Raw genomic sequence first — 26582 nt, forward strand, 5'->3', positions numbered from 1 at the left:
GGAGGATTTGGTCACGGAGTTAATGTTCGAAGGTCGCACGTCAGACCCTTTCCGACACTGCCCACCCTGAAAACTCTCGACATTAGTCCACGTATGAAAAATGTAAAGCGGCCGATGGTTCCGCCACGCTGAAATTCAGCTTTTGGTGTCAGGCGGGCCCGAAAGACTGCCAGACTCAAGCCGCGACTTTAACTTTTTGACGTCGTGGTCGACCATCCGGCGAGCCAACTCCGGTAGCGTCGTACGGGCCTGCCAACCCAAAACACGCTGTGCTTTTGCGGGATTACCGACCAACCTTTGAACTTCCGATGGACGAACGAACGCTTGGTCCTGACGCACGTAATCCCGCCAATCAAGGTCCATCGATGAAAAAGCGGCATACAAAAAATCTTCGACGCGGTTGATCGTCCCAGTGGCTAAAACGAAGTCATCCGCAGTGTCGTGTTGAAGCATACGCCACATGCCTTCGACATAGTCGGGTGCATAGCCCCAATCTCGCTCGGCATCAAGCGACCCAAGCGTCAAATGATCCTCGATTCCAAGCGAAATTGCCGCTACGGCACGAGTGATTTTCCGGGTGACAAACGATTCGCCACGACGCGGCGATTCGTGGTTGTAACAAATTGCGTTACAGGCAAACAAACCAAACGATTCGCGGTATAGCGATACCATTTGAGTCGCAAAGGTCTTCGCTATGCCATAAGGTGTAACCGGTCGCATCGGAGTCAACTCGTCTTGCGGCGATTGATCGGGGCGCCCAAACACTTCGCTACTGCTGATATGGAGCAACCGAGGTCGCTTTTCTAAATCGCGTAAGATTTCCAGTAACTTTAGCGTCCCCATCGCGGTGAATTGGCAAGTTGTCTCGGGAATCTCGAAACTAGCACCAACATGACTTTGGCCTGCCAAATGGTAGACTTCGTCTGGCAATGCGCTGAGAAAGACGCGGCGGATCGTCGTGGTGTCATCCAAATCGGCGTAATGCAAAAACAACTGCTTGTTGTAGATCGCCGGATTGTGGAACAAATGATCCAAACGAGTCCGCTGCGTGATACTGGTGCGACGCACCAAACCATGAACCGTGCAGCCCTTTTCCAGAAGGAGTTCGGTTAAGTACGAACCATCCTGTCCCGTGATTCCGGTAATCAGTGCTGAAGTCATTTGTCGATCAATTCCAGTTGGCAATCTTCGAGTTTCACGCTGACACCTTGCTCCATAAAACGAACCGATACTAAAAGCCGCGTCTCTTGCTCTCGACGGACGATCGTTCCTTCGTACCCAGCAAAGGGACCGGTACGAATGCGCACTTGCTGCCCTGCTGAAAGACGACTTTCCAAAGTCAATGGGACGCCGAGATTTATCAAACTACGAATTTGTTTGAGGTCCGAAACGAACTCTTCCACGTCTGTGATCTCGGTGGCCTTCAAAATACAGCCCGTACAGATCGCTTGGTAACGTGATTCATCTTCCGTGCCGCAAACGAAGACGTAATTACTAAACAGCGGCATGTAGGTTGTGCGAACTCGCCCTGCCGGCGACGGCTTTCGCTGAGGCACCAAAGGCCCGTAGTGCCAAACGTTGTGCTGGCGAAGCAGACGCATTAACTGCTTTTCTTGTCGAGACTTCGTGTACATCATCCACCAACGCCCCAGCAGAGCTTCGTCTCGTTCGAGCAAATTCTCCGGCAAACAATCAGGTTCGGAGGGGAGAATGGGCATCAAAGTTGCTTAATAAGAAGAAGGTTCTGGATCGATTTTTTGTAAGTCTGAACGATACGTTTGAATCTAAAGCTTCATCATAAAATGGTCTTACCGACACGACCAGACCGCCAATGCATGCTGAGGCTTCACCGGATGCCGTTGTCGATGGCAGTTTGTCAAACTAGTATCAACGGGCCCATACCATCATCGGGCCCGTACTATCATCGGGCTCAAATGCTTCCAATATCCAAAGGATTTTTCACCATGCTCAAACGAATCCACCAGGCGATTGTCGCTCTCCTGGTGGCGGTGATCCGTTTTTATCAATTGGCAATTAGCCCGTTGCTCGGACCAAATTGCCGATTCACCCCAACTTGCAGCCAATACGCGATGGAAGCGATCCGACGCTACGGAATTCTTCGCGGCAGCTATCGAGCCGTCCGACGCATCCTGAGATGTCACCCGTGGAACCCCGGTGGCTACGATCCACCGTAAGGGCGCAGCAGGCGTTGGAGTTCACATCTCCACAGGCCGGGAATGTTGAACATTCCGATCGCTCAATCGCAACCTAGGACTTGGAACGGCCACGACAAACTTTTCCGGTTGTGCCGGTTATTCAGGAAATTCAGTTTTGTCCAAAAAGGGGGTCCATTTGCCCTGCTACGGACTCGCGGAATTTGCCGGCCGTGTATGCCGATACTCAGAGAGAGAATTCCATCGCGTTTCCGCCAGACCGACAAAACTCATGAACCGACCCAACACAACGCCACAGACCGGGGCAAACCGTAATCCTGTGGAAGACCAACTCGATTCATTGATTTCGCGCATTCATTCGCTCAGCAAGGAACCGCGCACAGGCGATGGACAACCCGCTGCGCCGGAGCCTGAGAGACCTCGCCAAGCTCCCCGGCCCTCTCAACCTGCACCTGCACCACCACCAGCACCGGTACGGGCAAGCCAAACCCCGTCTAGTGCGACCGTGCCGACGCCCCCCCCCCTTGCCACACCTAGTTCCGGCGTCAACTCGGTTCCCCTGAAGCAAAAATCTCCAACCACGCCGCGACCGAACGATTCCGGTCCTCGGTTGGCGAAAGGATTCAAGCCAAGTCGAGACGAGCCATGGCGTCCTGCCGAGCCTGAAGATATTGCCGAATCGAGAATCAATGACTCTCTACTTGAGGCGATCGTCTACCGCTATTTGCGAAACGTCGGTGAATGCGAAGGACGAAAAATCGCGGACCAAATCAAGCTACCTTTTCGCTTGGTCGAACCATTGCTGGATCGTTTAAAAATGGAACAGCGTGTTGGCTACAAAAGTTCGACTGCGACCAACGATTACGTCTATGTTCTGACGGAATCGGGCCGCGAAGTGGCTAGAAACCTCTCATTGGATTGTACCTATTTCGGTGCCTGTCCAGTCGACTTGCGGGAATACGTTGCGAGCGTTCGAAATCAAACCATCGAGGGACAATATCCCAAAAAACCGGACCTCAAGCGTGCCTTCCAAGACTTGTTGATCAACCCCAAGATGCTTATCCGACTCGGACCCGCAGTCGCTAGCGGACGCGGAATGTTCTTGTTTGGCTTTCCGGGAAATGGAAAAACGTCGATCGCCGAACGCGTCACCGGCGCATTCGGAAAATACATTTGGATTCCTCGGGCGATCGAAATCGACGGGAATGTGCTTCGAGTCTTTGACCCCATGAATCACGAAATTGCGATGCCTGACCAAGGCGCAGGTTTGTTGGATATTGGAGGTTTTGATAAACGATGGGTGCGGATCAAACGACCTACGATCGTCGCCGGGGGTGAACTCACACTCGATATGCTTGAAGTGCAATCCAATACCGACAGCAACATCAGCGAATCGCCACTGCAATTAAAAAGCAATTGCGGGACCTTAGTCATCGATGACTTTGGGCGTCAGAAGATGAGCATCGACCAGTTGCTCAATCGTTGGATTATTCCGCTTGAAAAACGGTACGACTTTTTGAATATGGCCAACGGAAAAAAGATCCAAGTCCCGTTTGATCAATTGGTGATTTTTAGCACCAACTTAGAACCGAAGGACTTGGTCGACGACGCGTTCCTACGCCGAATACCCTACAAAATTGAAGTACCCGATCCGCCGGAAGCGGACTTTCGCAAGTTGTTCGAAATCATGTGCAAGATCACAAAGATACCCTACCAAGCCGATGCGATCGAATACTTGATCCAAACGCATTACCTGCCGGTCAATCGACCGTTTCGAAACTGCCAACCGCGTGACTTGCTGCTGCAAGTCAAGAATTTTTGTCTCTACAACGATTTGAAAGTGGAATTGAAGAACGAATATTTCGACTTCGCCTGCGACAACTATTTCTCAGTGATGGACTAATTTCAGACTTCCCCGGAATCGTCATCATCGTCGAAATCTTCCAAATCATCGAATTCCGGTAGCGTCGGATCTTCCGGAGCACGTTTCCGCAGTTTCCGTTGCAGTGATCGCCGATGGATCCCCAACCGGCGTGCCGCTTCGCTGATGTTGCCACCACATTCCGATAACACACGGTGGATGTGCTCCCACTCGTTGCGAGCAAGGGAGGGCGCCGGAAACGCCGTCGTCCCTTCGGGCACACTCGGTTCGTCGCCACGGGCAAACGCAGAAAGGATATCGTCGGCATCCGCTGGCTTACTAAGGAAGTTCACTGCACCGGCACGAACCGCGTCGATTGACGTCGGAATACTGCCGAAACCCGACAATAAAATCACTCGCGTACTCGGTTGCATCTGCAACAGTTTCCGAAGCAATTCGAGTCCGCTTTTGCCTGGCATCCGAAGATCGAGCACTGCCAATTCGGTAGGCCGCTGAGAAAACACTTCAACCGCTTCGTCGTAATTCGCTGCCGTTTCAACACGAAAACCTCGCTGCTGCATCGCAAGCGACAGCCGCTCTCGCAACACCAAGGTGTCGTCAACCAACAGAATACTTTCGGCGCCCATGGTTGCCGCATTGTATACGGGCGGCATATCGTCGCTCGGTTCAATCATATGCACAAAATTTCACTTCTCAAAGAAAGGTCGAAAAGTAGATTTGGATGGGTTGGCCCAGAAAATGCCGGCAGTAAAAAACGGTCCAGCACCACAGTTCCGAGCCAAACTCTTACTCTAGTCCAATTGGTGTGGCAATTTACCGCATAATCGCATTGTATGCAGCCCGGCAAATTCATGGTTTACGCAAGAAAAGCGTTTAAGCATCAAAAAAGCTGGTCAACGGTCGTCGCTCTGGACCAACGGCAGGCGAACAATCGCTTTGGTTCCCACCCCGGGAACCGACTCAAAATTCAATTCTCCACCGAGTTGGGAGATTACGTTGCGAGTCAGGAAAAGCCCCAGTCCAATCCCCCGGCCTGGCTCTTTGGTCGTGAAAAAGGGGTCTCCGGCTCGCTCAAGAACATCGCTGGTCATCCCTTGCCCTTGATCCTGGACAGTCAACTCTAGTTTTCCAACTCCTGGCTGACTGCTTGAATCACTGCTCGACCCTTGAATCAATTTGGCGTCCACTCTCACCCGTCCATCTTCATCGCTGGCGTCGAGCCCATTATGAATCAGATTACGAATCGCTTGGGCAACCGCCTCACAAGGGACCCACAATGGTTGGGCCTCGATTGGATCGATGTCAGCATCGTCGATATCAACTCGATGTGGATCACGAATCCCTTCTAGCGTCACGTCAATCAATTCACCAACGGTCGTTTTGTCCCATCGCTGGGCCATGGAATCGCCCGCCGCCGACCTCATTCGAGCAAGAATTTGGCGACACATTTCCAATTGACCGTCGATCAACCTCAAATCCGTATCGACCGATTCCGGCTTTTCACAATCTTCCAAATGGCGAGACAATTCACGAACAATCACATCAATGGTTGAAAGGGGCGTCGCCAATTCATGTGCCGCACCCGCTGCAAGTGTCGTCAATCCTTCCAACCGATAGCGTGCCGCTTGGTCCGCCTGGGCACGCCGCAATTCTTCCTCGCGTCGTTGTAATTCACCTGCGGTTTGCGTGACGTAATAAGTCACCACTGCGGCGCAAGCAGAAAACGCTAATAACAGCGAACTGATTCGCAAATCGAAACCATTCTCCGGCCGCTCGATCGTGATTCCTTCGACCGCGACCGAGTGGCGAAGTAGGAACGTGTATCCTGCGATCGCAAACAGCGGCATCAACCAACTTGCTCGCGGACGAATCATCACTCCGCCGACGGCCAAGTTAACGAAAAAGAAAAACGAAAACGGATTGTCGGTTCCGCCACTGAAATACAGCATCAACGTTAACGTCACTAAGTCGAGCAACATCAAACCAATCGCAACCGATTGCAGCAAACTTGGTTCGCCGTCCAAATCGCTCGCGCCGCCCGACGTGGAAGCCTCATTTGATCCAAGCATCGATGGCCCACTCGATCGGTGGTGCCTGCGCAGCCAAATTTGATAAACCAAATTCGTGATCGCAGTGAACCCGACAAGCGAAATCAACGGAACGAGCGAAAGATTGATTCCGGAAAGGCTATTGGCGATCAAGATCGTCACGAATTGCCCGGCCACGGCCATCCAGCGTAAATGCAGCAGCCACTTGGACGAACCAAGACGAGCCGGCGAAATCATCGGCAGAAGTAACGGATCTAATGTTGCAGGCAAACTAGTTACTTTCTCTGCGCGTGAGTTCATCGCGAAGCTTGGCCGCCAATTCGTATTGTTCTTTTTCGACCGCAGAACGCAGTTGTTCGTTCAAAGTTGGGCCGACCGCATACTCGCTGCGAAGCGACTCACGCATTTCCACCAACCGCAAAACTAATTCATCCTCATCAAAATGTTCTTCGGCTTGATGAGCAATAAAGAACTGGCGAATCGTTTCGAGCCCATTATTGATCGCCTGAATCGCTTCCTCGGCGGTGTTGTCTTCGAGCTCTCCGAGAGCTTGCGATTGCGTTCGATGAAACAAGACAAAGGGACGATACTGTTCGTGCGAACCAGTCCATTCATCGTCCGGGCTCATCTTGCTACTGAGGTCCATCAATCGCAGCGTGTGATCCGCATCCATGACCGCCCGATGGTAATATTGCAGCCGCAACCAACAGATACGACGATGATAATACTGCATGAATTCACGTTCGACTTCACCACAATCCGAATCCGACAAAACGTAATCAGGGTTTTCAAGTGCGATCACTTGCAGATGGTCGAGGTAAGTTTCGCATTCTTTAAAAACCGATCCGTCAGGTCGACCAGTGGTTTCAAGCTGCAAAATCCCCATGTCGACGCGCATCTGAATCACGTCACGTCCATCTTTGCCTTTGACTAGCCGGACGTTCAGGTTGGACGGGTCAAATTCCCATCGTGAAAGTAAATCGTCAAGGTGCATCGATCGCTTCATCGAGCCGTTCGCATGAAAAGTCACTGAATTTTGAAAAAGTGTAGCCGATAGACGCGTCTCAAGTATCCCTTTTCTCGAAGCATTTTCTCGAGCACAAAGGCGAGGCAAAGGCCCATCGCGAAAGCTAAGTATAACACGCTCGTTTTGAACTTGAAGCACGACGATCAATGAACTCACGCGGAGTTTGGGATATTCAATGCAACAAAAAAGACGCTGCCCAACACTTGGTTCGATGCTCTAACACAGTGTTGAAGAGACGCCACCGCCCGACAAAGCAAAATTGGGCTAAGCCTGTAGTGAATCGCCTTGTAGCCGCATTTGAGCGGATCACACTGAGTCGCACTTTTGCGCAGCTGATGACAGCATCTCTTTAATCGTCTTGTCGTGGTGATCGGCGATTTTGCTTTTTCTGGGATTGGGCTGATTTCTGATTCAGCCGCCGGACCTGACTTCCGCGGGTTGGCTTGGTCGCCTTACGAGCCTTTGGCGGCGATTGGCATGCCAGCAACATGTCCACCAACCGCTTGCGGACATCCGCGTGATTGCGCCCCTGGTCCCGGTATTTTTCGCTGTGCAAAACCAATTCCCCCTCGCGGTTGATTCGATTCCCAAAACGGGTTTCAAAACGTCGTTGCCACGCCGTACTTAATCCAGGGCACTGACTCGGTGACCAGCGAAGCGTCACCTTGGAATTGACTTTATTCACGTTTTGACCGCCGGGGCCGCCACTTCGCGCAGTGGTGAACGTCAATTCAGATTCGCGAATCGTGAGGCGTGGACTGATAAATAAATCGCTCATTCAAAAAGTTCACAGCTGGAAAATGACAAAAAACAGAGGGGGGGGTGTTGGAGTCTCGGAGCCATCATCGCAACAAAAGGTTCACAAACATGGCAATAAACGCGAAAAAAAAACAAATTTTGACTTTTCAAAAATTTCCCATCCGGTTGTGACCAGACTTGTCCGCGCCGCTGCGATTCTATGGGTGTCGCCCGGCAGTTCGGTGCGAAGCAAAACGGTGCCCCCTACTAATCTCTTTCACGGATGGATTCTCTCATGCCTAAGTTCTACGTTCAATGTGGTCCCATCGAAACCATTCTCGACGCTGACTCCCCTCGCTCGGCTGCCATGAATGCACTCGACCAAATGCTGCAAACTCACCTTTGGATTTACGATGATTGTGGACTGAGCGAAAACGATTGCCAAACCCACCTGATGCTCGAAGCCCTGATGCACCTAGAACCATCAGTCCAAATCAGCGAAAAAGGATTCAATCGTCACGATGCGATCTGCTTGGGAACGCCCGAAACGGTTCACGATTGGCACCGCTTGATGATCGGCATGAAACGACTTTTCGTCGCCGCAGGATTGACCACGCGATCGATGGCCTCCGTTGGGTTGACTGACACTGCTCAATTCGTGGCCCCGCAGATGCCAAGATAGCAATCACACATGGGAGCGATCTCGCGTACTAAACCAAACCATCGCAACTCCCACCAATGCAATTCCCATTGTTCCAGCCAACCACGCCGCTGGAAGATGGGCTTGGTCATCAAGCTCGCTACCAAAAAATGAAATTGAATCGTGATAGCGACCGACCAAATTCAAAAGTGCGTTGTGGACGAAATGCATTACCATCCCCGGTATCACACTACCAGTCCGATAGGCGATCCATCCAAGGATCAACCCCAGCAACGTCGTCGGCACAAAACGCTCGATCAACAGCGCATTGCCAGTCAACACATGGAATACTCCAAACAATACCGCAGTCACCACGATCACGCGGCCTGGTGTTAACACCGTGGAAAGGGACGAAAACAAGAAACCGCGAAAACACAACTCCTCAATCACCGCCGGTGCAAGGGCAAAGGTTAGCAACAGCAACCACGTCGGCACTTGTTTCCATGCCTCAAGCGTTTGCAGTGTCTGGGTGACTCGTGATTCGCTTAGACCACCAATCCCCATCGCTTCGGCGAACACGAACGCTTCATGAGCGAGTGCCCAAGCACCAAGCCCAATCAGAACCGCACCGAACACACTCGCCACCGCCGGCCTCTTCCACCGATAAGTGGTCCGATATTCATTACGCCCCAAGTAAGCCGCGATCAATGGTACAAGTCCAAAGGTCAACACCAGCGTCAATCCATTAAGCCAAAATTGTGTCGACATCGTCATTTGGTCTTGCGCCGCAGCTAAAAAACGCATCAGCCCATTGGATGCCACAAAGTAAATCGGCACCAACAACGCCAACAATAACGCCGACGATTGAGCACTTGGGACAAGTGTTGATTTCTTAGGACGTTGCAATAGCGAACCGATCGATTGGTCACTCGTTCGCATCACAGCATCGTTGCCAAACAATCGCGATGCGATGGCTAGCGCCGCCACCGCATAGGCACATGTGCTGAGCACAGCGGCCAACGCTCCGACCGGGTCAAAGGTTCCTGCCAATATATCTCTTGCCAGAATAACGATGCTAATTAGCGGCGCAATCGCCAGCGGTCCCGATAGTTTGACTCCCGGCATCAGCGATAACATCGCCGGTGCAAGCGCCAGCAGCATGACAGGGATCAAATAAGACTGCGCTTCCTTAAACGACTTGGCGAAACTTGTTAGCGACAAAAGAACCGCTGAGAAAAAACCACTGAATAAAACCAACAGCCCGAGAATTTGCAGCACCGCCAACCAAGGAAACACATCCTCGCCTGTCAAAAGCCGCAGCAACCCCGATGCCCAAAGAGTCGTAAACATTGCAAACAAATTGACCATCGCCGTCAGCAACGCCACGATCACAACGGCAACGTATTTAGCAAATAAGACATAAAACCGTGGGACGGGCGAAGCCATCAAGGCTTCCATCGTCCCTCGTTCTCGCTCACCCGCAGTCAGGTCAATCGCAGGATAAACGGCACCGGTAATGGTCATTAGAACTAACACGAGCGGAACGATCGTGGCCAGCAGTGGCATCGATTGGACATCTCCACAATCTTTGACAACCACTTCGGCGGGTGGCACATAGGATTCACTTGCTTGTTGCGCGACTTGTTGCGCTGTTGCCGACCGAAGCCATTGCAATCGTTCAACCAAAATCCTACGTGCCGCTTCGCTGGCACCGTCCCCACGGTACGCGGTAATCGTAAATTCAGGGACCTGACTTTGACCGTAGGGAATCAAGTCGACGGAAACCGCTACATCGATCTTGTTCTCGCGAAGTGCATCAACCGGGTCTATTTCTTCGGTCAAACGAAGATCGAACTGCGCAAACTCGCCGCTACTCGCATCTAAAATCGACTTCGGCGGAATACTCCCAACATTATCGAGAGCGTTAGAAAGCATGTTGCCTTCTTCTTCGGAGCCAACCCCGACGTAGAAGACCTGTGAGACACCAACATTCGAAGTCAGCAAAAAACGATTCAGCGCCATACTCAATAGTGGGTATAGCAGCAGAGGCATGATCAACAACGTCATCACGGTACGTCGATCACGAATGGTTTCACGCAATTCCTTTTGGAAAAGCCGGAAAATCCGACTCTGCAACGCATGTCCGTTCATGTCGCCCCTTTCATGCGGCTTCCGTTTTCATGAGGTCGACAAACATATCTACCAGATGCTCGCGGTGCGTCTGCTCACGAAGCTCATCCATGCTACCTTCGTTTTGAAGTCGGCCATGGTGAAGCAGTCCAAACCGGTCGCATAATCGCTCGGCTTCATCCAGTCGATGGGTACAAACGACGACCGATTTTCCAGCATCACGCAAATGTTCGATGTACTCAAAAATTGTTTGAACGCCCACGACATCTAACCCGCGAGTCGGTTCGTCGAGAAGCATCACAGGTGGATCGTGGATCAGACCTCGCACCAATGTCACACGTTGTCGTTGCCCGGTGCTGAGCGAACCTGCTCGGCGTTCAAGTAGTTTTTCGATCCCCATCATCTTCGACAAATGCTCGGCACGTTCAGCTGCGACATGCGGATCCACAGCATAGAGGTCCGCAAAGTACAACAACATTTCACGAACACTCAGCCACGGATAGACACCATCGCTCGCCGACACGAACCCCAACCGAGATTTGACCGCGATTGGGTCTTCCGCCGTTTGGATTCCATCCACTTCGGCATAACCTGCATCGGCATCCAATAACCCCAAAATCATCCGCAAGGTTGTCGTCTTACCGGCACCGTTGGGCCCGAGCAATCCGTAGACTTCTTTACACGGCACATCGAACGACAAATCGTCGACTGCGCGCAATTCAGATCCATCCACAGAGAATGTCTTGACGAGTGAGTGGACCGAAAGCATTCGGAGAGATGCGCTTCGTTAGACGTGCTAGATAGAAAGGTGCTCACACCACGAGTTGATCATCATAGCGGAATCGCCGAGCCTATGTGGAGTGCATCGGGGCATGACACTCGATTTCTCTTACCCCATCGGCCAAGAAAATCGTCTAGAATAACGCGAGCAATTTTCTTCCCCAAATTCTCTCCTGTTTTTACGGTGAATGCTCGATGCGACACTCCGGGATCTTCATCCGATACTTTGTTCTGATGATTTGCTTTTTAGCCGCCAGTGCCGCGATTGCCCAAGCTTCCACGCTCTCGATTTATGCTGCAGCCTCTTCTCCTGCAGCCTCGCCAGACCCGATCGACTACCAGCCGATGATCTTGCTCGCCGTTGGGATTATCTCTGTCCTGGCAATGATCATCGGATTGAAACTCAATGCATTCTTGGCGTTGATCCTCTCGGCACTGTTGGTCAGCCTGCTGATTGGATTCACGGGCGACCAATCAGCCGGTTCGCGAATGGATGCAGTGACAACGGCATTCGGAGGTTCCGCCAAGAGCATCGGCATTGTGATTGCCATGGCAGCGATTATCGGCAAGTGCATGCTCGATAGTGGAGCGGCTGACCGAATCGTCCGCAGTGCCATCAATCTGACTGGCGAAAAGAACGCGACGTTCGGATTGTTGACCAGCAGCTTTGTTTTGGCGGTGCCTGTCTTTTTCGATACGGTCTTCTATTTGCTCGTCCCCTTGGCCCGCAGTTTGTATCGGCGAACCAACAAAAACTATCTACGGTATCTGATGGCGATTGCAACGGGCGGCGCGATCACGCACACGTTGGTCCCCCCGACACCTGGCCCGTTGCTGGTATCCGCGATCCTTGGGGTCGACATTGGCATGATGATGCTCGTTGGGACACTCGTGGCCATTCCCACAGCCATTGTGGGGATTCTCTTTTCTTTCTGGATCGACAATCGAAATCCTGTCGTAATGCGGCCACTTGGTACAAATGAAAACAAACACAAACCGTTGAAGCCAGACCAATTGCCATCGCTTTGGATCTCTTTGTTGCCGGTCTTGTTGCCGGTCGTTCTGATTGGCGCTGGGACGCTCACGACCACCATCGCGGATCGTGAAGACCGCGCGGCTTTGGTTCAATCCGACATCCGCGACTACAACCAATTGGCGGAAACCCTAGCCACGGCACAACCCAATACTCCGGCCGCCCAGATCCTTGCGAGCGACAAGCTAAACGAGGAAGAACGCGTTCGACTCACCAAAGCACCATCGACGGACAACGCGAAAGCCGACATCGTTGAACTGCTCAACCAAGTTCTGCTAGACAAAGACCTCTACAACGAAAAAGCCTTCTTAGGTGTTCCTCTTTCCAATGTCGCCAAAGACAAAATTTCGGCCAACCAACTTCGGATGAAACCAGTTGACCGCCGCCGGATGAATCGGGCACTTCTCGAAGACGCCTACCCCGACGTCATTGCGAAACACACTTGGGCATCATCGGCACGCAACATTGCCAGCGCGTTGTCACTTTGGAGCAACCCGGATTTCGCGCTGATGCTCGCCGCGATTTGCGCCATGTTAACGCTGAAGTATGTGCGAGATCTCTCTTGGCGAACGTTATCATCCGACGTCGAAGAAGCTCTGATGAGTGGCGGGGTGATTATTTTGATCACCGCTGCGGGTGGAGCTTTTGGTGCGATGCTAACGCAAACCAACATCAGCGATGCCATTCAATCGGCCTTCCAAAATCAGGGCGGTTCGGGAATCGCCTTGATCGTGCTCGGGTGGACCATTTCATCCGTTTTACGCGTCGCCCAAGGAAGCAGTACGGTGGCGATGATTATCGCTGCCGGGATGATGTCAGCGATTATTGGCGATCAAAAACCCGACTACAATATGGTTTACCTTGCCACGGCAATCGGCAGTGGATCATTGTTCGGAAGTTGGATGAACGACAGCGGCTTTTGGGTCTTCACAAAAATGGGCGGATTGACTGAGAGCGAATCGCTTCGAAGTTGGAGCCCACTGCTGACAATTCTGTCACTTGCGGGGCTGATCGTCACGATTGCACTTAGCCAGATATTGCCGTTGCGGGGCACAATGTGAGCGGGGAATCACGAAAGCGAGAGAAAACAGACGCCCTATTAGGATGCCTTGCAACGCTCGGCAGCGTCTCGGTGACGTGCGTACTGCTGTTCTTGAATGCATCGTTTGTGATGGCAGTCATGAAACTGATCGAACCGCAATTCCCTTCTTGGATGGATCGCCCTGGAACAAACCAGTTTCTGCTTTTTTCAATTCCAGTAGTGCTGGTGGTCGTCGAGTGGATGCTGATCGACTACGCTCGTGGTCGATTTCGCAGGCCCAATGACTCCACCTAGTACATCATGCAACTCTATTTAATTCGCCATGCCGAGAGTGCGAACAACGCTAAACCGATATTTGAACGCATCGAGGACCCTCCGATCACCGCTCGCGGACGACTTCAATCTCAGCATCTTGCCGATTGGACCAAGTCGCTAAAGATCGATGCATTAATCACCAGCCCGTTTTTACGTTCGCTACAGACGACTCGCCATATCGTCGACCGTGTTCCTCAAAAAGTCCATATTTGGCACAACGTCTTCGAACGCGGTGGCTGTTTTCGTGGCTACCGACCGGATCAAACCGAAGGAGGCATCGGACTTGGGCCTGCCGGGATTCGAAAGGAAGCTTCGAGTAGCGAAGACGATTGCATTGTCGACGAAACGATTTTGGATTCGGGTTGGTGGGGCGGAAAGGACCGAGAAACCAACGAAGAAGCGATCACCCGAGCGCGGGAAGTGGTTCATCGATTCATCGAGACCTTTCGCGACAGCGGGAAAATCGTGGTCGCGGTGATTCACGCGGACTTCAAACGTTGCCTGTTGGACCAAATGCTTTCCGAAACAACACACGTCGGCTCGCTCGGCCCGATGGTCAACACCGGCATTACCAAAGTCCGCTACAACGGCAATCGGTGGCAATTGCACTCACTTAATTCCATCAGCCACCTGCCTGCTCGATTGATAACGGGTGTCGAAACCTAGCGAGCAGGTCGCAATTCGGGTTGAGCAAAATCACTGTTCAAGATGCTTGGCCCATAGATCGTCTCTTCGCCAACCGCCTCGTTGATCATTGGCCGATAGCTTTTTGTCGATTGCGGAACAACCGTTTCAGTATAGGGCTGCGCAATTTGGCCATGACCAACCGGAACGGTTTGCATGACACTGATCACGGTTTCCGAAACACCTTGTTCATGCAACGTAATAATGTCGCGAACGCTCAACGGTTGTGTGACGCCATAGCTTTGGACAAAACGGATGATCGTCGAATCGGGAACTCCGTGTCGCACCATCGACACCACATCCAACGGCGAAACCGGACCAGCGGGATAATTGCGAATCGGTGGCTGGGCCTGCGGCACTGGCTGATCACGCCAAATCGGCTGAGGTGCCGGATGAGGATGCACATAGTGAGTTTGCGGTGGAGCAGGATCAACGTGGTGCCGCGTCGGAGGTGGGTAGTATTGTTGAGAATGGTACCGTTGGTGGTGCTCGATCCGATGATCTTTTTCGTTACCAATCGATCCACCAGCAACAGCCCCGACTGCTCCTCCAATCAAAGCACCCGCGACCTCATTGTCGCCCTTGTCACCGATTGCTGCGCCAATCGCAGCTCCAGCCAATCCGCCCAAAATCGCGCCGCGACGTTGGTGGGTTCGGAATTGCGCATTCGCATCACTGGAAATCGCCACGAACGCGACGACTGCAACAAGAATCTTATTGACCATGGGACAACCTTTTTCGGCAAACTCAACGGAAAGACATCGCGGCCTTGCTTAGCGACCAAGCGAGTTGGTTGCTTGCGACGCATCCGCACTGCGAACCAAGATGCTCGGCCCGAAAACTTTTTCCATCTGCTCAGCGCTCATCATCGCCGGGTTCGAACGAGCCGGTACCTGCGAACGTGATTTTACGTTCGATCGCGATCGGCTCTCGGAACGAAAAATACCAAACGGACTACCGGCGATAGCGGGAGTGGTGAGCGCAAAAAGGGCAAACGCAAAAGCGGCAAAGCGTTTCATAACTGATGTCCTAGCAAGGTGGGATTATGGTGTGAGACAAAGCATTGACTTCGAAATCACCACCACCGCCCCCGCGCTGGCATCGATGCGGTAGCACCAATCGATACAAAGCCTTCTTCAGGGAAAACTTTGCACATTAGCGAAGAAACGACGAATGATTTTGGCATTACGATTACGTCGAATGCCCCGATCGGTGCTGAGAATACAGTGTTTGCGGGTTGTACCGAAGCTCGCTAAGGCTATCCCTTAATGTCGTCAAAGCCGCGCAGCGAGTACGGAACCCCGACGTAGTCCAGCACACGACATAAACCTCGCATCGCTACGCCGAATCCATCGGGGCCACTGAATCCACCGAATTGGCCACCACCTTTGACGTGCGGTTCCAAGTCCATGAATACGCCGTCAGCTCCGCGTGATGTCATTCGCTCGTGCATTACTGGCAAAAACGACTTCATGTCCCGCAAAATCGCTTCGTGACCACTGTCGCCACGATCGGCTGGAACAAAGTTGCTCAAGCTCGCTTCGTCCACATGCTCAATCCGCGCCGTCGCGGAGGGATCGTGATAGTCCTTGATGTGAACCCAACCAAGACTCGGTTTCATCGCCAAGTATTGGCCGTACGTTTCATCAGGTGTAAACCCTTGCGTTACGATGTTCGCACCATCAAAAATGGTTAACATCGCTGGATGGTTCACTTTCGCAGCAATCGCTTCGAGCAATTGCCCCGTTTGGCCCACCAAGTTGGCTTCCACTTCCAACCCGAATGTCAATCCTCGCTTGTCGCATGCCTCAGCAATTTGCCCAAGTTGATCACATACTTGGTCGATGTGGTCTTCCGGTTTCGTCCCCTTGGGGTGGTAGAACGAAAAACCGCGAATCAGCTTTGAACCGAACGCTTCCGCTCGGTCGCACGCAGTTTGTACATCACATTTTAGGTACTCATCGAACGGAATGAACTTATTGGACGTCCCATCATCGACATCCAATAGCTTGACCTTGCCGATTGGCGAACCGATACTGCTGACCTTTAGACCGAAGTCGCCTTGCATTTTGACCAACTTGTTGATCTCTGCATCGGTCAATGCCATGACGTTCTTGATCCCGTCGCCAACATCGATAAAGCGAATCGAATAGTACTTTAGTCCCAGAGCGGCGAAGGCCGTGTATTGTTGGATCGCCAATTTTTCAGGGGCCGTTTCGTCAGCGAAACCAGTAAGCAGAATTGGGGTCGTCATGGAAAGCACGCTCGTTTGCAGAAAGAACTTTGGATTATGAGAATCGCGGTGAGAGCCAGCCAATCCGCTCGAGAAGGCTAACTAGGACGGGTCAGGATACTCGACAATGATATTGCTGTTGAGCCCACCCCGCGGAGTCCAGCGAGTCTCGATTCGAACGCGACGAGGCTTTACGATCGCCAAAAAGTCGTCCATGATTCGGTTCGTCACTGCTTCGTAGAAAATGCCTTCGTTGCGAAACCGCTGTAAATACATCTTCAAACTCTTCAGCTCGACACACAATTTGTCGGGCACATAAGTAAAAACCACCGTACCGTAGTCGGGCTGTCCCGTTTTGGGGCAAACCGATGTAAACTCGGGGCAATGATGTTCAATCGTAAAGTTTCGCTCCGGGCTTGGATTGTCAAACACTTCCAAAGTATCCCGAAAATTCGTCGAGTCGCTCAATTTTGATTTCTCCGCTTCGTAATTCTAAATTTTTGCATGGTTCACCTCCGTCGACCAGGGGGACCCCAACAGGCGATCCGACGGGAACGAGCACGACCACGCTGCGCATTGCCGAAACCTTCGTCAGCCGTCAAGGCGAAGGATCCTTAACGGGGACCGATAGCTTCTTTATTCGCACCAGCGGCTGTAATTTGCGATGTTGGTTCTGCGATACCCCCTATGCCTCGTGGCGTCCCGAAGGTGCTCCCCAATCAATCGATTCGCTTCAAAAAGCTGCGATCGATGCCAAGGTCGAACACGTGGTGCTAACCGGCGGCGAACCCTTACTGCCCCTCGAATCGTCGACGCTTACCGAGGCACTGCGCAGCATTGGCCTTCACGTGACAATCGAGACCGCTGGGACCGTTGACCGCGATGTCCAATGTGACCTAATGTCCATCAGCCCCAAATTTCGCAGCAGCACTCCCGATCGAACCAAACATCCTCGGTGGCACGAACTGCACCAAAAACGTCGAATGCCCATCGACACGATGCGGAGATTGATCGATCGAAGTGACGATTATCAAGTGAAATTCGTCGTCGATGCCCCAACGGACTTGGAAGAACTCTTGGAGGTCACATCGGCTCTAGCGGTCCCCAAAGAAAAGGTTTGGGTAATGCCCCAAGGAATCACACCGGAAGAGCTAGATAAAGCATCGATGTGGCTGAGCGAATGGACCGATTCACAGGGTTTTCGGTACTGCGACCGAATGCACATCCACTGGTACGGCAACCGCCGCGGCACCTAGTGCAACGAAAGATCGCCTCAGTGAACGACTACCAGCACGCGTGCGATGACGTCGGTCGATTCCGATCTTGACGGACTGGCCATAGCGGACGTTACACCAAGCCCGGCCGATTCGCGATCAAGACGAGCGAATTCGCGGTCACGCAAATGGTTGACCAAGGCCTCGATTCCTGGTCCGCCGCTGTCTTGGGCAGAAGCCAATTGTCCCGTAGCCAATTGCCAAGACGTTTCTTCGTGCTTGACGGTCGTTGGATCAACCGCTGCAAACGAATTGACGATGCCCATTAAAGGCGTATCAGTAGCAATGCTCATCCCCACCGATTCAATCCCTTGCTCGTCCGCAATCAAGTTCAAAATGAATTGATCAAGCTTCTTCGCAGGAGCTTCGAGATATAGCACCGTCGCGGATGTGACGTCGGATTCGTCCGCGCTCGCTTCCTTCCTTGCAAAACGAACGACATTCTCGTCGATCTCTTTACGGCTTGCCAAATCAATCTTCCCTTGTTCCATCGCGGTTTCCACCGCGTTGCTGTTTCGTCCGTCCATCGTTTGGCGAACATCCAATACCAAGATCGCTTGAATCGCTACAACTGGCTGAACGGCTATTTTTCGATTCGGCAAATCAGGAACGTCAACGCGATCGGGGACTTCTGCCGAGGCGATAAGCGGCTTCGATTCGATTTCCATATTCGACGCGATAGCAGGATCGCGAACAGGTTCGATGGAACTTGGATCGTTAGCCGTCGATGCAACTTGCGGTGATTCACTTGATGGCAATGAACCGCGAGACAAATCGGGCATCGCTTGTTCTGAAATATTATCGCCGGTTATCCCAACAGGATCGACAGCCGCAAAATCTTCTCGTGGCGTTGGTTCCGTCGTCGGATCCACCAAGGCGACCGGTTGATTCGCTTCTTCCTGACCTCGCATTGCGACGAATGCAATCGCGACCGACGCCGCTAACGCACCGATCGAAGCGACGACTTTCCAGAAAGATCTCTGGCGTAGCAATTGCTCGCGAGATGGTCCCACTGTCACCATTGGGCTTGGCTGTTCAGCCAGCTTCATCACGCAGTGGTCATCGCTAAGCCCCTCGGTGCGACCGCGAGCAATCGTCGCTTCAATCACCGACTGAGCAAATCGATTAGACAAACGAAATTGACCATTTTGGTGATCGATTTTCTTCAACGTCTGACGAACCCGTTTCATTTCGCTGAGTTGTTTTGCCACGACGGGGTCGTCACGCAGCAATTGCTCGACGCGGGTCCGTTCATCAGTACTGAGCGCGTCATCCATGTACGCACTTAGCATCGATTCGAGGAGTTCTTGAGGCACAGACATGATTCGTTTACCGTTTCGCCTTCAAAGTGGCGCAATTTGGCAATGTTTGAGTATTGCAGTTCGGTTCCGCTCCTCACCGCATGTTAACGACCGGGAAGCCCCGCGTGTTGTCACTCCACGCGTGCTATGTCCCATATCCGATCCGATGCATTGGCCACAAGTAAAGTTCCCTCGGAGTGGTAAGAATGGCAATCGTATCATGCCAATCGAAGCAAACAGCACCACAAAAAGTGCACTTACGTATACCCGAAACTCCCGTTTTGGGCGGACTGGGCAACCCAAAACAGAACGGTATGGCAGGCAAAAAAAATTTGCCGTGAACAGGAAAAAACAGTCAGTGAACCGAAAAAACGACGAAATTCTTCGCACCAACCGACGAGCCTACGACGCGATGGCCGATGCGAAAAACCCACTTTGCCAGCCCGCAACCCAGTCGGAATTGTCCGATCCAATGGCCACAATCGACTCGACCGGTTGGTTGGGTGAGTCGATCGTCGGGGCTCGAGTGCTCTGCCTTGCTGCGGGTGGCGGCCGCCACAGCGCCCTTTATTCCGCCGCAGGAGCGGATGTCACCGTGGTCGATTTGAGTCCGGCGATGCTGGAACTCGATCGCCAGGTTGCCGCCGAGCGACGTTTCAAAGTCCGCATCATTGAAACCTCGATGGAAGATTTGTCGATGTTCCGCCCAGCCGAATTTGACATTGTGGTCCAGCCCGTCAGCACCTGCTATGTGCCCGATATCCGAGTCGTCTATGAGCAAGTCGCCCGTGTTCTGCGAGGTGGCGGGGTTTACACGAGTCAGCACAAAAGCCCCGTCAGTTTGCAGGCGAGCCTCGACCCGGCACCCGACAACCGCTCCCCATCGGGCGTTTCCTATGGACTGCTTCATCCCTATTACCGCGACTCGCCCGTGCCAGCGTCCCCGTCTCCATCAACCGCCGCCGGTCGTTTACGGGAATCGGGAGCAATCGAGTTTCTGCACCGTTGGGAACAAATGATCGGAGGATTGTGCCGGAGCGGTTTCGCAATTGAAGATTTGGTCGAACCAGTTCACGCGAAGCGAGACTCTGAAACCGGGTCCTTCGCCCATCGCGCCCAATTCATCGCCCCCTACGTCCGTATCAAAGCCCGACGCCTAGGCGACCCCCCAAGTCTAGGCGAAAACGGTGGAAGCACCAAAACCGCGATCCTGATGCCATAAACAGCGACTGCCTCGAAAACTGGCACTCGAAAACTGGCACTCGAAAACTGGCACTCGAAAACTGCAAACGGAAAGCCGTCCCCCTGCCGCCTCCCACCACGCCACACCTTCGACTAAATTAACGCAACTACGAAAATCAACCATTCCTCTTGCCTTTGTAAAATCCATTGAAAGCTAATCTTGTTTTGCTGCCAGGCGACGGCATCGGTCCCGAAATTACTGCGGAAGCCAAGCGTGTTCTTGAAAACGTAGCCTCGCGTTTTGGCCACGAATTCACGTTTTCCTCACACCAAATCGGTGGCATCGCGATCGATTCTTGCGGCGACCCGTTGCCAGCGGAAACGATCGATGCGTGCAAGGCTTCGGATGCGGTCCTGCTTGGTGCCGTGGGAGGCCCCAAATGGGATGACCCGTCGGCAAAAACCCGTCCGGAAGTGGGTCTGCTCAAGATTCGCAAGGAACTCGGATTGTTCGCCAACCTAAGACCCATTCGATTATTCGATGAACTTGTCGACGCTTCGCCGCTAAAACGTGAAATTATTGAAGGGACCGATATTCTCTTCTTCCGCGAATTGACGGGCGGTATCTACTTTGGCGATTCAGGTCGATCCGGCAGCGGCGCAGGCGAAACGGCATTCCAGTCGATGGCCTATAGCGTGATGGAAGTCGAACGGATCGTCCGATTGGCGGCCAAAGCGGCACAACAGCGTGACAATCGGTTGACCAGTGTCGACAAAGCGAACGTCCTCGAGCCGAGTCGACTTTGGCGACAAACGGCAGCCCGCGTGATGGCCGAAGAATTCCCCGATGTGAAGTTCGACGTGGTTCTTGTCGATGCGATGGCGATGCACCTGATCAACCGCCCGCGCGATTTTGATGTCGTCGTCACGGGGAATTTGTTCGGCGACATTCTGACCGACGAAGCGTCCATGTTGCCGGGATCGCTTGGCATGCTTCCAAGTGCTTCGCTTGGCGAAGGTGGGCCTGGGCTCTATGAACCGATTCATGGCTCGGCACCTGATATCGCTGGTAAAGGGATTGCCAATCCGCTTGCGACAATCCTTGCCGCTGCGATGCTGCTGCGACACTCCTTGTCCTTAGCCGACGAAGCCGACGCGATTGAAGCGGCGGTTGGCAAAGTGCTCGCCGATGGATTGCGTACAAGCGACTTAGCCCGAGGCGGAAAAGCGATTGGAACCAAAGAAATGAGCGAAGCAGTGCTTGACCGGCTTGCTTGATTTCGCGTGATGATCGCACGAGCGATTAACGACTCTTTCTATACCACCTGTTTGCCTTATGCCGTTACCCATTAGCCTGCTTGCCGATTCCCAGTGGCTATCGGCTCGCACGTATTTGTTGTTGGCGGTCATTTTGGTGACGCTCGGCGTTTCGACGATTGTGGGCGAAGTGTTGTCGCGCCGGGAAAAAATGGGCATCGAATCGGCGCTGATTGGACGCTTCAACCATAAGGTTCGCGTTTGGTGGATGATGTTGGCCATTTTTGTGTTTGGCTTTGTCCTGCACCGAGTCGGCGTTGTAATCCTATTTGGATTGGTGTCCTTTTGGGCACTGCGTGAATTCATCACGATGACACCGACGCGGCGAGGCGATCACCGCACGCTGTTCTGGGTTTTCTTTATCTTTACGCCACTGCAGTACATCCTGATTGGCCTGGGCAGTCATCCGCCGAGCTGGTTAGGGTTCGACGCGAATCGTGATTTCTATGATTTCTACAGCATCATGATTCCGGTCTATGGCAGCCTATTCATTCCGGCCCGAGCTGCGATGGCAGGCGACTACAAACGCTTCTTAGAACGCAGTGCCAAAATCCAGTCGGGGCTGTTGATCTGTGTTTACTCGCTCAGCTACACACCGGCACTACTGGACCTAAGGTTGGTTCAAACTGGCAAAATCCCCTGGGAAGGAAGCAACGTTAGCCTGCTAGTCTTTTTCGTCCTGATCGCTCAACTCGCCTCGGTCTTCGAACGAATGTGGGGCAAGATCGCTGGCCGAAACGTGATCGCCGAAAAGATCAACGCCTCACGCACCTGGGAAGGCGTGCTCGGGTCGATGGTGACCACCGGTTTGGTCGCTGCTGCGTTGTCTTGGGCAACACCTTTTCATCCGTGGGAAGCATGGATGCTTGGGGCCGTGGTGACCGTGATGGCCTGCGCAGGCACCATGACGATGAGTGCGATCAAACGAGACCGGGGCGTCACGGACACCGGAACACTCGTCCAAGGACACGCCGGTTTACTAGACCAAATCGACACAATCTGCTTCGCCGCTCCGGTGTTCTACCACCTGACTCGGTTCTTTTGGTCTGCATGACCCTCGCTTCTTTTTGACGACCATGGCTTTTTTTGATGACACTAACACTTTTTGACACGCACGCGCATCTCAATACCGACGCGTTTAAGGAGATCGTCTCCGAAACGATTGAACGAGCGAAAGCCGCCGGAGTCGTCGGCATCAACGTGATCGGTATCGATGCCGTTACCAGCCACCGAGCATGTGAACTAGCCAGCGAGCACCCAGGATTCCTGTACGCGACAATTGGCATCCAACCCAACTCGGCGGCCGAGTCCAAACCCGAGGACTGGGAAACCATTGTTAGCCTGGTCGATTCTCCGGGCGTCTGTGCGATCGGCGAAACCGGCCTCGACTGCTATTGGGATGACACTCCTATCGAGATGCAGCACGAATTTTTTGACCGGCATCTGCAATTGTGTCGCGAAACGAATTTGCCAATGGTCATCCACATGCGAGAAAGCGGCGACTTGATTGCCGAACAATTACGCCGCCAATCCACGGTTCCGGCCGGAGTGATGCACTCGTTTACCGGCGATCAAAAGCTCGCATCCGAATGTCTCGAACTTGGCCTTTACATTAGCTTTGCCGGGATGGTGACATTCAAGAAGAGTGACGATTTGCGGCGTGTCGCAGCGATGGTCCCCGACGATCGCCTTCTTGTTGAAACCGACTCGCCCTACCTGAGCCCAGAGCCGTTTCGAGGAAAACGACCGAATGAACCGAGTCGCGTGGAGCACACGCTGCGATGCTTGGCGGACGTTCGAAACGTCTCACCCGAGTCATTGGCAAGGGTCACGACCGAAAACGCCAAGCGACTCTTCAAGTTATCGTAATCGCGTCGCCTTGTCTGGCGACAACGTGTGTCGCCGAACGTGTGTGTCGCCAAACTGGCGTTTCGGTTTCACATCTTCATTCGAAGTCAAAGGCGAAGGACCGTCTAACGATCAATCCCCACGAAGCTTCAAGCCCAAGTCGGTCAGCTTTTCGCGGACTTCGTTCAAACTGGTCACGCCAAAGTTTTTGCATTCGAGCATTTCGTCGCCCGTTTTGCGAAGCAACTCGCCAATCGAGTTCAGTTGCAATCGGGCCATACATTTGCGTGCTCGTACCGACAGATTCAAATCGGAAATCGGCCGTTCCAAGAACGCTTGCTCATCAGGCGACATGTGACTGGTATCGATCGGCGGATCGCTGCTCTTTTTCTCGTGAGCGAATTGTCCGAGTGCGAGACCTTTGCTGGTCAGCATTTCGCGAATTTCGTACAAGCTGGTTTCGCCAAAGTTCTTGCTGCTAAGCAGTTCCGCTTCGCTGGTTCGCGTCAAATCGCCAATCGTTTCGATGCCCATTTTTTGCAGGCAGTTACGACTACGAACACTCAATTCGAAGTTCGCGACTGGCATGTTGAGCGTTTGAGCCAAACGGTCGTTACGACGTTGAGCTTCTTCATCGTAAAGCATGTTGCCAGTCGCAGCGGCGTCCTTCAAGTAAAGGTTCGTCTGCGGATGGTCAGGATACGACTCCAAAATTCGACGGTAACACGTTTGGGCTTTATCGAATTGGTTGTTGTCTTCGTAGATCAAACCGAGGTTGATAAGAGCACCGATTCCGGTCGGAAACGCCTTACCAGCCCGCTCATAAAGCCGCAGGGCTTCTTCGTCGTTGCCCATACGGTCATTTTCCAACGCCAGCCCGAACAGGGCACCTGCGTGGTTCTCGTCGGTGTTCACGGCACGTTGATAAAGTGCCAGCGCCTCTTCCAAGCGACCACCAACCAACGCGACGGTCGCAGCTCGTTGGTACATGTATTCGGAAGTCTGCTCGGCAGGTCCGAAAATATTGTCGAGAATTTCGAGTGCTTTTTCCGTTCGACCGGCGTAGCGATGCGACTCGGCGATGCGGATTTTGCAATCATCATCGTTGTAGCCTGATTTTTGTGCCTGTTCGTAGGCCCCAATCGCTGATTCGTAATTGCCAAGTTCGAATTCTGCACGACCTTGGTAGTAAAGTGCCATCGCGCTTCCGTCGGCGCTGGTCAACTTTTCCAATGCGTTTCGGAATTTTCCGAGCAGGAACAAACATACGCCTAGCTTCGTTTTTGCCGCAGGCGTCATCGGATCATGCTCTTCCATTTCGTTCACTGCGTCACGCAGTTCGCCAAAATGGGCGTAATTCTCGGTAATCGCGGATCGAATGGCGGCGACATCCGAGGGTCCAAACGAGTTATTCGCAAGTACCATCTCTTTCAAATCGAGCACATCGAGATCGACTTCACTCATCGAGAATTGTCTCCAGGACAAAAGCAAACGCTGCTCGTAAAGCAGCGAGGGACAGAAAAAACGGGTGTGATTGAAGAGGGACAACCTGCACAAAAAGCCAGCGGTGGGATTTGAACCCACAACCCTCGCATTACGAATGCGATGCTCTGCCAATTGAAGCTACGCCGGCATATTTCAACACTATTTTGCAATTTTTGTTCCGCGAATCCGCGGTGTCTAAGAAAATACGCGAAAAAAGTGTTTTTCGTCAAGAGGCGGACACCAATTGTTTCGTCCACTGATAGCCTTGTTCGACATTACGAAATTGAAGAGCCTCTAGTTGCCCGATAAGTTCGGTTTGGCTGCCATCAACGGCCGTTTCCACCGTGTAAACCCGCCGATCCGCAAGCCGTTGGATCAAACTGCCAATCAAAAACGTCTCTGCCATATTCAACCGCGCGGGCTCTTTTTGCAGCGATAAATCCAATATTGCATTGTCGCAATTCATCACCTGAGCCTCGACATCACTCGACCACAGATCAAATTGGGACAAAACTTCGGCGGTTTGGTGATTGGTCGTTTGATGCCGTTCGATGTCAAAATGGGACAATGACGACGCCAAACGGGGGTCCGTCGGAATGCGAAGCCGGTGCTCCAACCTCGTCGTTCGTCGCAATTGCAATGCTTCTCGGCTAACAGGTGGCCGATAGGGACTCGTATTGACTACCATTCGAGCAATCGCGCCACCTCGATTATATCCTTTTCGCGATAACAGAGACGAGGTTCGCGAATCGGCAGCTGGAACACCAATCCCATGACCGATCGGAGGCAGCCCGGCATAGCCATCCCAGCGATCTCGCACCAAACCGACCGACACTTTCGTCGCGTCCATCTTCGCCATCGCTCGTTCCGCAGCATCTAATAAGGGGTCGCACACTTGCAGCCCCTCATCAGGCGAAAAACAGATCGCGCGGAGTCGCCCCTCTAAATTCGTGGCGTCTAAATTCGTGGCGTCTAAATTCGTGGCGTCTAAATTCGCGGCGTCTTCGAATTCAGATTCCGATTCGAAAGGTCTCGGTTGATGTGACTTAGGAGGCCCGACCGCAAAGTGACACCACGCCTGAACTTGCCCACCAATTTCGGCTACCAGCAAAGTTTGGGGATCGAAAAACGTCCGAGCCAAAATGGCTTGCTCGATCGTCGCCATCGAGACCGGAGGCGCAATACCGACGCATGACCAATGCTGAATCCAAACGTCAACTAAACAGGGCAAGTCAACGTTACGAAACGGCCGAATGATTGACTCAGTCACGGGCTTACCAATCCAAAACTATCGAAGAGAGCAGAACAAGCGTGAAGCAAAAGAATCGCAAGTTATACACAAATTGTTCCGCAAAGGTGATCGAGTTGTTGACTCTTTGGTGGATAAGTTTTTGTACGTGAGATTGCAACCCAGTCAAATCAACCCAGTCAAATCAACCCAGTCAAATC

General features: G+C 52.7%; 26 protein-coding genes and 1 tRNA gene. 11 read left to right on the forward strand and 16 right to left on the reverse strand.

The window, feature by feature from the left end; all coding sequences use genetic code 11:
- Positions 1-135: 135 nt before the first annotated feature.
- A complete protein-coding gene (locus CA13_RS32725; RefSeq protein WP_146404303.1) occupies positions 136-1161 on the reverse strand; it encodes a GDP-mannose 4,6-dehydratase in 1026 nt (341 codons plus the stop codon).
- Positions 1158-1718, reverse strand: a complete 561-nt coding sequence (gene nusG, locus CA13_RS32730) for a transcription termination/antitermination protein NusG (RefSeq protein WP_146404304.1) — start codon at positions 1716-1718, stop codon at positions 1158-1160. The genes CA13_RS32725 and nusG overlap by 4 nt, the downstream gene beginning before the upstream one ends.
- Positions 1719-1964: 246 nt before the next feature.
- Here nusG and yidD point away from each other — a divergent pair, with 246 nt between their 5' ends.
- The gene (yidD, locus tag CA13_RS32735) at positions 1965-2195 is read left to right on the forward strand and encodes a membrane protein insertion efficiency factor YidD (protein WP_146404305.1); all 231 of its coding nucleotides are present in this window, start codon (positions 1965-1967) and stop codon (positions 2193-2195) included.
- 250 nt (positions 2196-2445) lie between these two features.
- Positions 2446-4077 (forward strand): ATP-binding protein, encoded by a 1632-nt coding sequence (locus CA13_RS32740; RefSeq protein WP_419195265.1) that lies wholly within the window; start codon positions 2446-2448, stop codon positions 4075-4077.
- A gap of 2 nt (positions 4078-4079) precedes the next feature.
- Here CA13_RS32740 and CA13_RS32745 read toward each other — a convergent pair whose 3' ends face one another.
- The 4 genes from CA13_RS32745 to arfB form a co-directional block, all read right to left on the reverse strand.
- Positions 4080-4730 (reverse strand): response regulator transcription factor, encoded by a 651-nt coding sequence (locus tag CA13_RS32745; RefSeq protein ID WP_146404659.1) that lies wholly within the window; start codon positions 4728-4730, stop codon positions 4080-4082.
- Positions 4731-4949: 219 nt separating this feature from the next.
- The gene (locus CA13_RS32750; protein ID WP_419195266.1) at positions 4950-6374 is read right to left on the reverse strand and encodes an ATP-binding protein; all 1425 of its coding nucleotides are present in this window, start codon (positions 6372-6374) and stop codon (positions 4950-4952) included.
- A 1-nt stretch (position 6375) separates the two neighbouring features.
- A complete protein-coding gene (locus tag CA13_RS32755; RefSeq protein WP_146404306.1) occupies positions 6376-7110 on the reverse strand; it encodes a UvrB/UvrC motif-containing protein in 735 nt (244 codons plus the stop codon).
- 370 nt (positions 7111-7480) lie between these two features.
- Entirely contained in the window at positions 7481-7909 is a 429-nt protein-coding gene (gene arfB, locus CA13_RS32760) for an alternative ribosome rescue aminoacyl-tRNA hydrolase ArfB (RefSeq protein ID WP_146404307.1), read from the reverse strand.
- 255 nt (positions 7910-8164) lie between these two features.
- On the opposite strand from arfB, the gene CA13_RS32765 reads away from it, so the two are divergent.
- A complete protein-coding gene (locus CA13_RS32765; RefSeq protein ID WP_146404308.1) occupies positions 8165-8551 on the forward strand; it encodes a hypothetical protein in 387 nt (128 codons plus the stop codon).
- A 3-nt stretch (positions 8552-8554) separates the two neighbouring features.
- Here CA13_RS32765 and CA13_RS32770 read toward each other — a convergent pair whose 3' ends face one another.
- Together CA13_RS32770 and CA13_RS32775 are read right to left on the reverse strand one after the other, a co-directional pair.
- On the reverse strand, positions 8555-10660 hold the full coding sequence (locus CA13_RS32770) for an ABC transporter permease subunit/CPBP intramembrane protease (protein WP_146404309.1): 2106 nt from the start codon (positions 10658-10660) through the stop codon (positions 8555-8557).
- Between the two features lie 10 nt (positions 10661-10670).
- Positions 10671-11372, reverse strand: a complete 702-nt coding sequence (locus CA13_RS32775; RefSeq protein ID WP_473087522.1) for an ATP-binding cassette domain-containing protein — start codon at positions 11370-11372, stop codon at positions 10671-10673.
- Positions 11373-11614: 242 nt separating this feature from the next.
- On the opposite strand from CA13_RS32775, the gene CA13_RS32780 reads away from it, so the two are divergent.
- From CA13_RS32780 to CA13_RS32790, 3 genes are read left to right on the forward strand one after another with little or no spacing between them, the layout of a single operon-like run.
- The gene (locus CA13_RS32780; protein ID WP_419195267.1) at positions 11615-13513 is read left to right on the forward strand and encodes a GntP family permease; all 1899 of its coding nucleotides are present in this window, start codon (positions 11615-11617) and stop codon (positions 13511-13513) included.
- Entirely contained in the window at positions 13510-13788 is a 279-nt protein-coding gene (locus tag CA13_RS32785) for a hypothetical protein (RefSeq protein WP_146404312.1), read from the forward strand. The genes CA13_RS32780 and CA13_RS32785 overlap by 4 nt, the downstream gene beginning before the upstream one ends.
- 6 nt (positions 13789-13794) lie before the next feature.
- On the forward strand, positions 13795-14475 hold the full coding sequence (locus CA13_RS32790) for a histidine phosphatase family protein (RefSeq protein WP_146404313.1): 681 nt from the start codon (positions 13795-13797) through the stop codon (positions 14473-14475).
- Here the strand turns inward: CA13_RS32790 and CA13_RS32795 are convergent.
- The 4 genes from CA13_RS32795 to queF all read right to left on the reverse strand — a co-directional run bounded on the left by CA13_RS32795 (position 14472) and on the right by queF (position 17194).
- Entirely contained in the window at positions 14472-15218 is a 747-nt protein-coding gene (locus tag CA13_RS32795) for a glycine zipper domain-containing protein (protein ID WP_146404314.1), read from the reverse strand. The two genes, CA13_RS32790 and CA13_RS32795, sit on opposite strands and share 4 nt — an antisense overlap.
- 48 nt (positions 15219-15266) lie before the next feature.
- A complete protein-coding gene (locus tag CA13_RS32800) occupies positions 15267-15512 on the reverse strand; it encodes a hypothetical protein (RefSeq protein ID WP_146404315.1) in 246 nt (81 codons plus the stop codon).
- Between the two features lie 239 nt (positions 15513-15751).
- Complete coding sequence (locus tag CA13_RS32805; protein ID WP_146404316.1) at positions 15752-16747, reverse strand: TIM barrel protein; 996 nt, start codon at positions 16745-16747, stop codon at positions 15752-15754.
- A gap of 81 nt (positions 16748-16828) precedes the next feature.
- Positions 16829-17194, reverse strand: coding sequence for a preQ(1) synthase (gene queF, locus CA13_RS32810; protein WP_146404317.1), 366 nt, complete (start codon positions 17192-17194; stop codon positions 16829-16831).
- Positions 17195-17226: 32 nt separating this feature from the next.
- Between queF and CA13_RS32815 the strand changes: the two genes are divergently transcribed.
- Positions 17227-17982 (forward strand): 7-carboxy-7-deazaguanine synthase QueE, encoded by a 756-nt coding sequence (locus CA13_RS32815; protein WP_146404318.1) that lies wholly within the window; start codon positions 17227-17229, stop codon positions 17980-17982.
- Positions 17983-17999: 17 nt separating this feature from the next.
- On the opposite strand, the gene CA13_RS32820 is transcribed toward CA13_RS32815, so the two are convergent.
- Complete coding sequence (locus CA13_RS32820; protein WP_146404319.1) at positions 18000-19322, reverse strand: anti-sigma factor; 1323 nt, start codon at positions 19320-19322, stop codon at positions 18000-18002.
- 337 nt (positions 19323-19659) lie between these two features.
- Between CA13_RS32820 and CA13_RS32825 the strand changes: the two genes are divergently transcribed.
- The 4 genes from CA13_RS32825 to CA13_RS32840 all read left to right on the forward strand — a co-directional run bounded on the left by CA13_RS32825 (position 19660) and on the right by CA13_RS32840 (position 23669).
- Positions 19660-20523 carry a class I SAM-dependent methyltransferase gene (locus CA13_RS32825; RefSeq protein ID WP_473087523.1) on the forward strand — a complete coding sequence of 288 codons (864 nt, stop codon included), beginning with the start codon at positions 19660-19662 and terminating at the stop codon, positions 20521-20523.
- 167 nt (positions 20524-20690) lie between these two features.
- Positions 20691-21761, forward strand: coding sequence for a 3-isopropylmalate dehydrogenase (leuB, locus tag CA13_RS32830; RefSeq protein WP_146404320.1), 1071 nt, complete (start codon positions 20691-20693; stop codon positions 21759-21761).
- Between the two features lie 58 nt (positions 21762-21819).
- Positions 21820-22854 carry a phosphatidate cytidylyltransferase gene (locus CA13_RS32835; protein ID WP_146404321.1) on the forward strand — a complete coding sequence of 345 codons (1035 nt, stop codon included), beginning with the start codon at positions 21820-21822 and terminating at the stop codon, positions 22852-22854.
- Positions 22855-22889: 35 nt separating this feature from the next.
- Positions 22890-23669: a TatD family hydrolase gene (locus CA13_RS32840; protein ID WP_146404322.1), complete on the forward strand. Its 780-nt coding sequence runs from the start codon at positions 22890-22892 to the stop codon at positions 23667-23669.
- 111 nt (positions 23670-23780) lie between these two features.
- Here CA13_RS32840 and CA13_RS32845 read toward each other — a convergent pair whose 3' ends face one another.
- From CA13_RS32845 to CA13_RS32855, 3 genes are all read right to left on the reverse strand, one after another.
- Positions 23781-25112, reverse strand: coding sequence for a DNA-directed RNA polymerase subunit alpha C-terminal domain-containing protein (locus CA13_RS32845; RefSeq protein WP_146404323.1), 1332 nt, complete (start codon positions 25110-25112; stop codon positions 23781-23783).
- A gap of 95 nt (positions 25113-25207) precedes the next feature.
- A tRNA-Thr gene (locus CA13_RS32850) sits at positions 25208-25281 on the reverse strand.
- A gap of 78 nt (positions 25282-25359) precedes the next feature.
- Entirely contained in the window at positions 25360-26403 is a 1044-nt protein-coding gene (locus CA13_RS32855) for a hypothetical protein (protein ID WP_146404324.1), read from the reverse strand.
- Positions 26404-26582 lie beyond the last annotated feature (179 nt).

Source organism: Novipirellula herctigrandis, from assembly GCA_007859835.1.
Classification (GTDB): Bacteria; Planctomycetota; Planctomycetia; order Pirellulales; family Pirellulaceae; genus Novipirellula_A; species Novipirellula_A herctigrandis.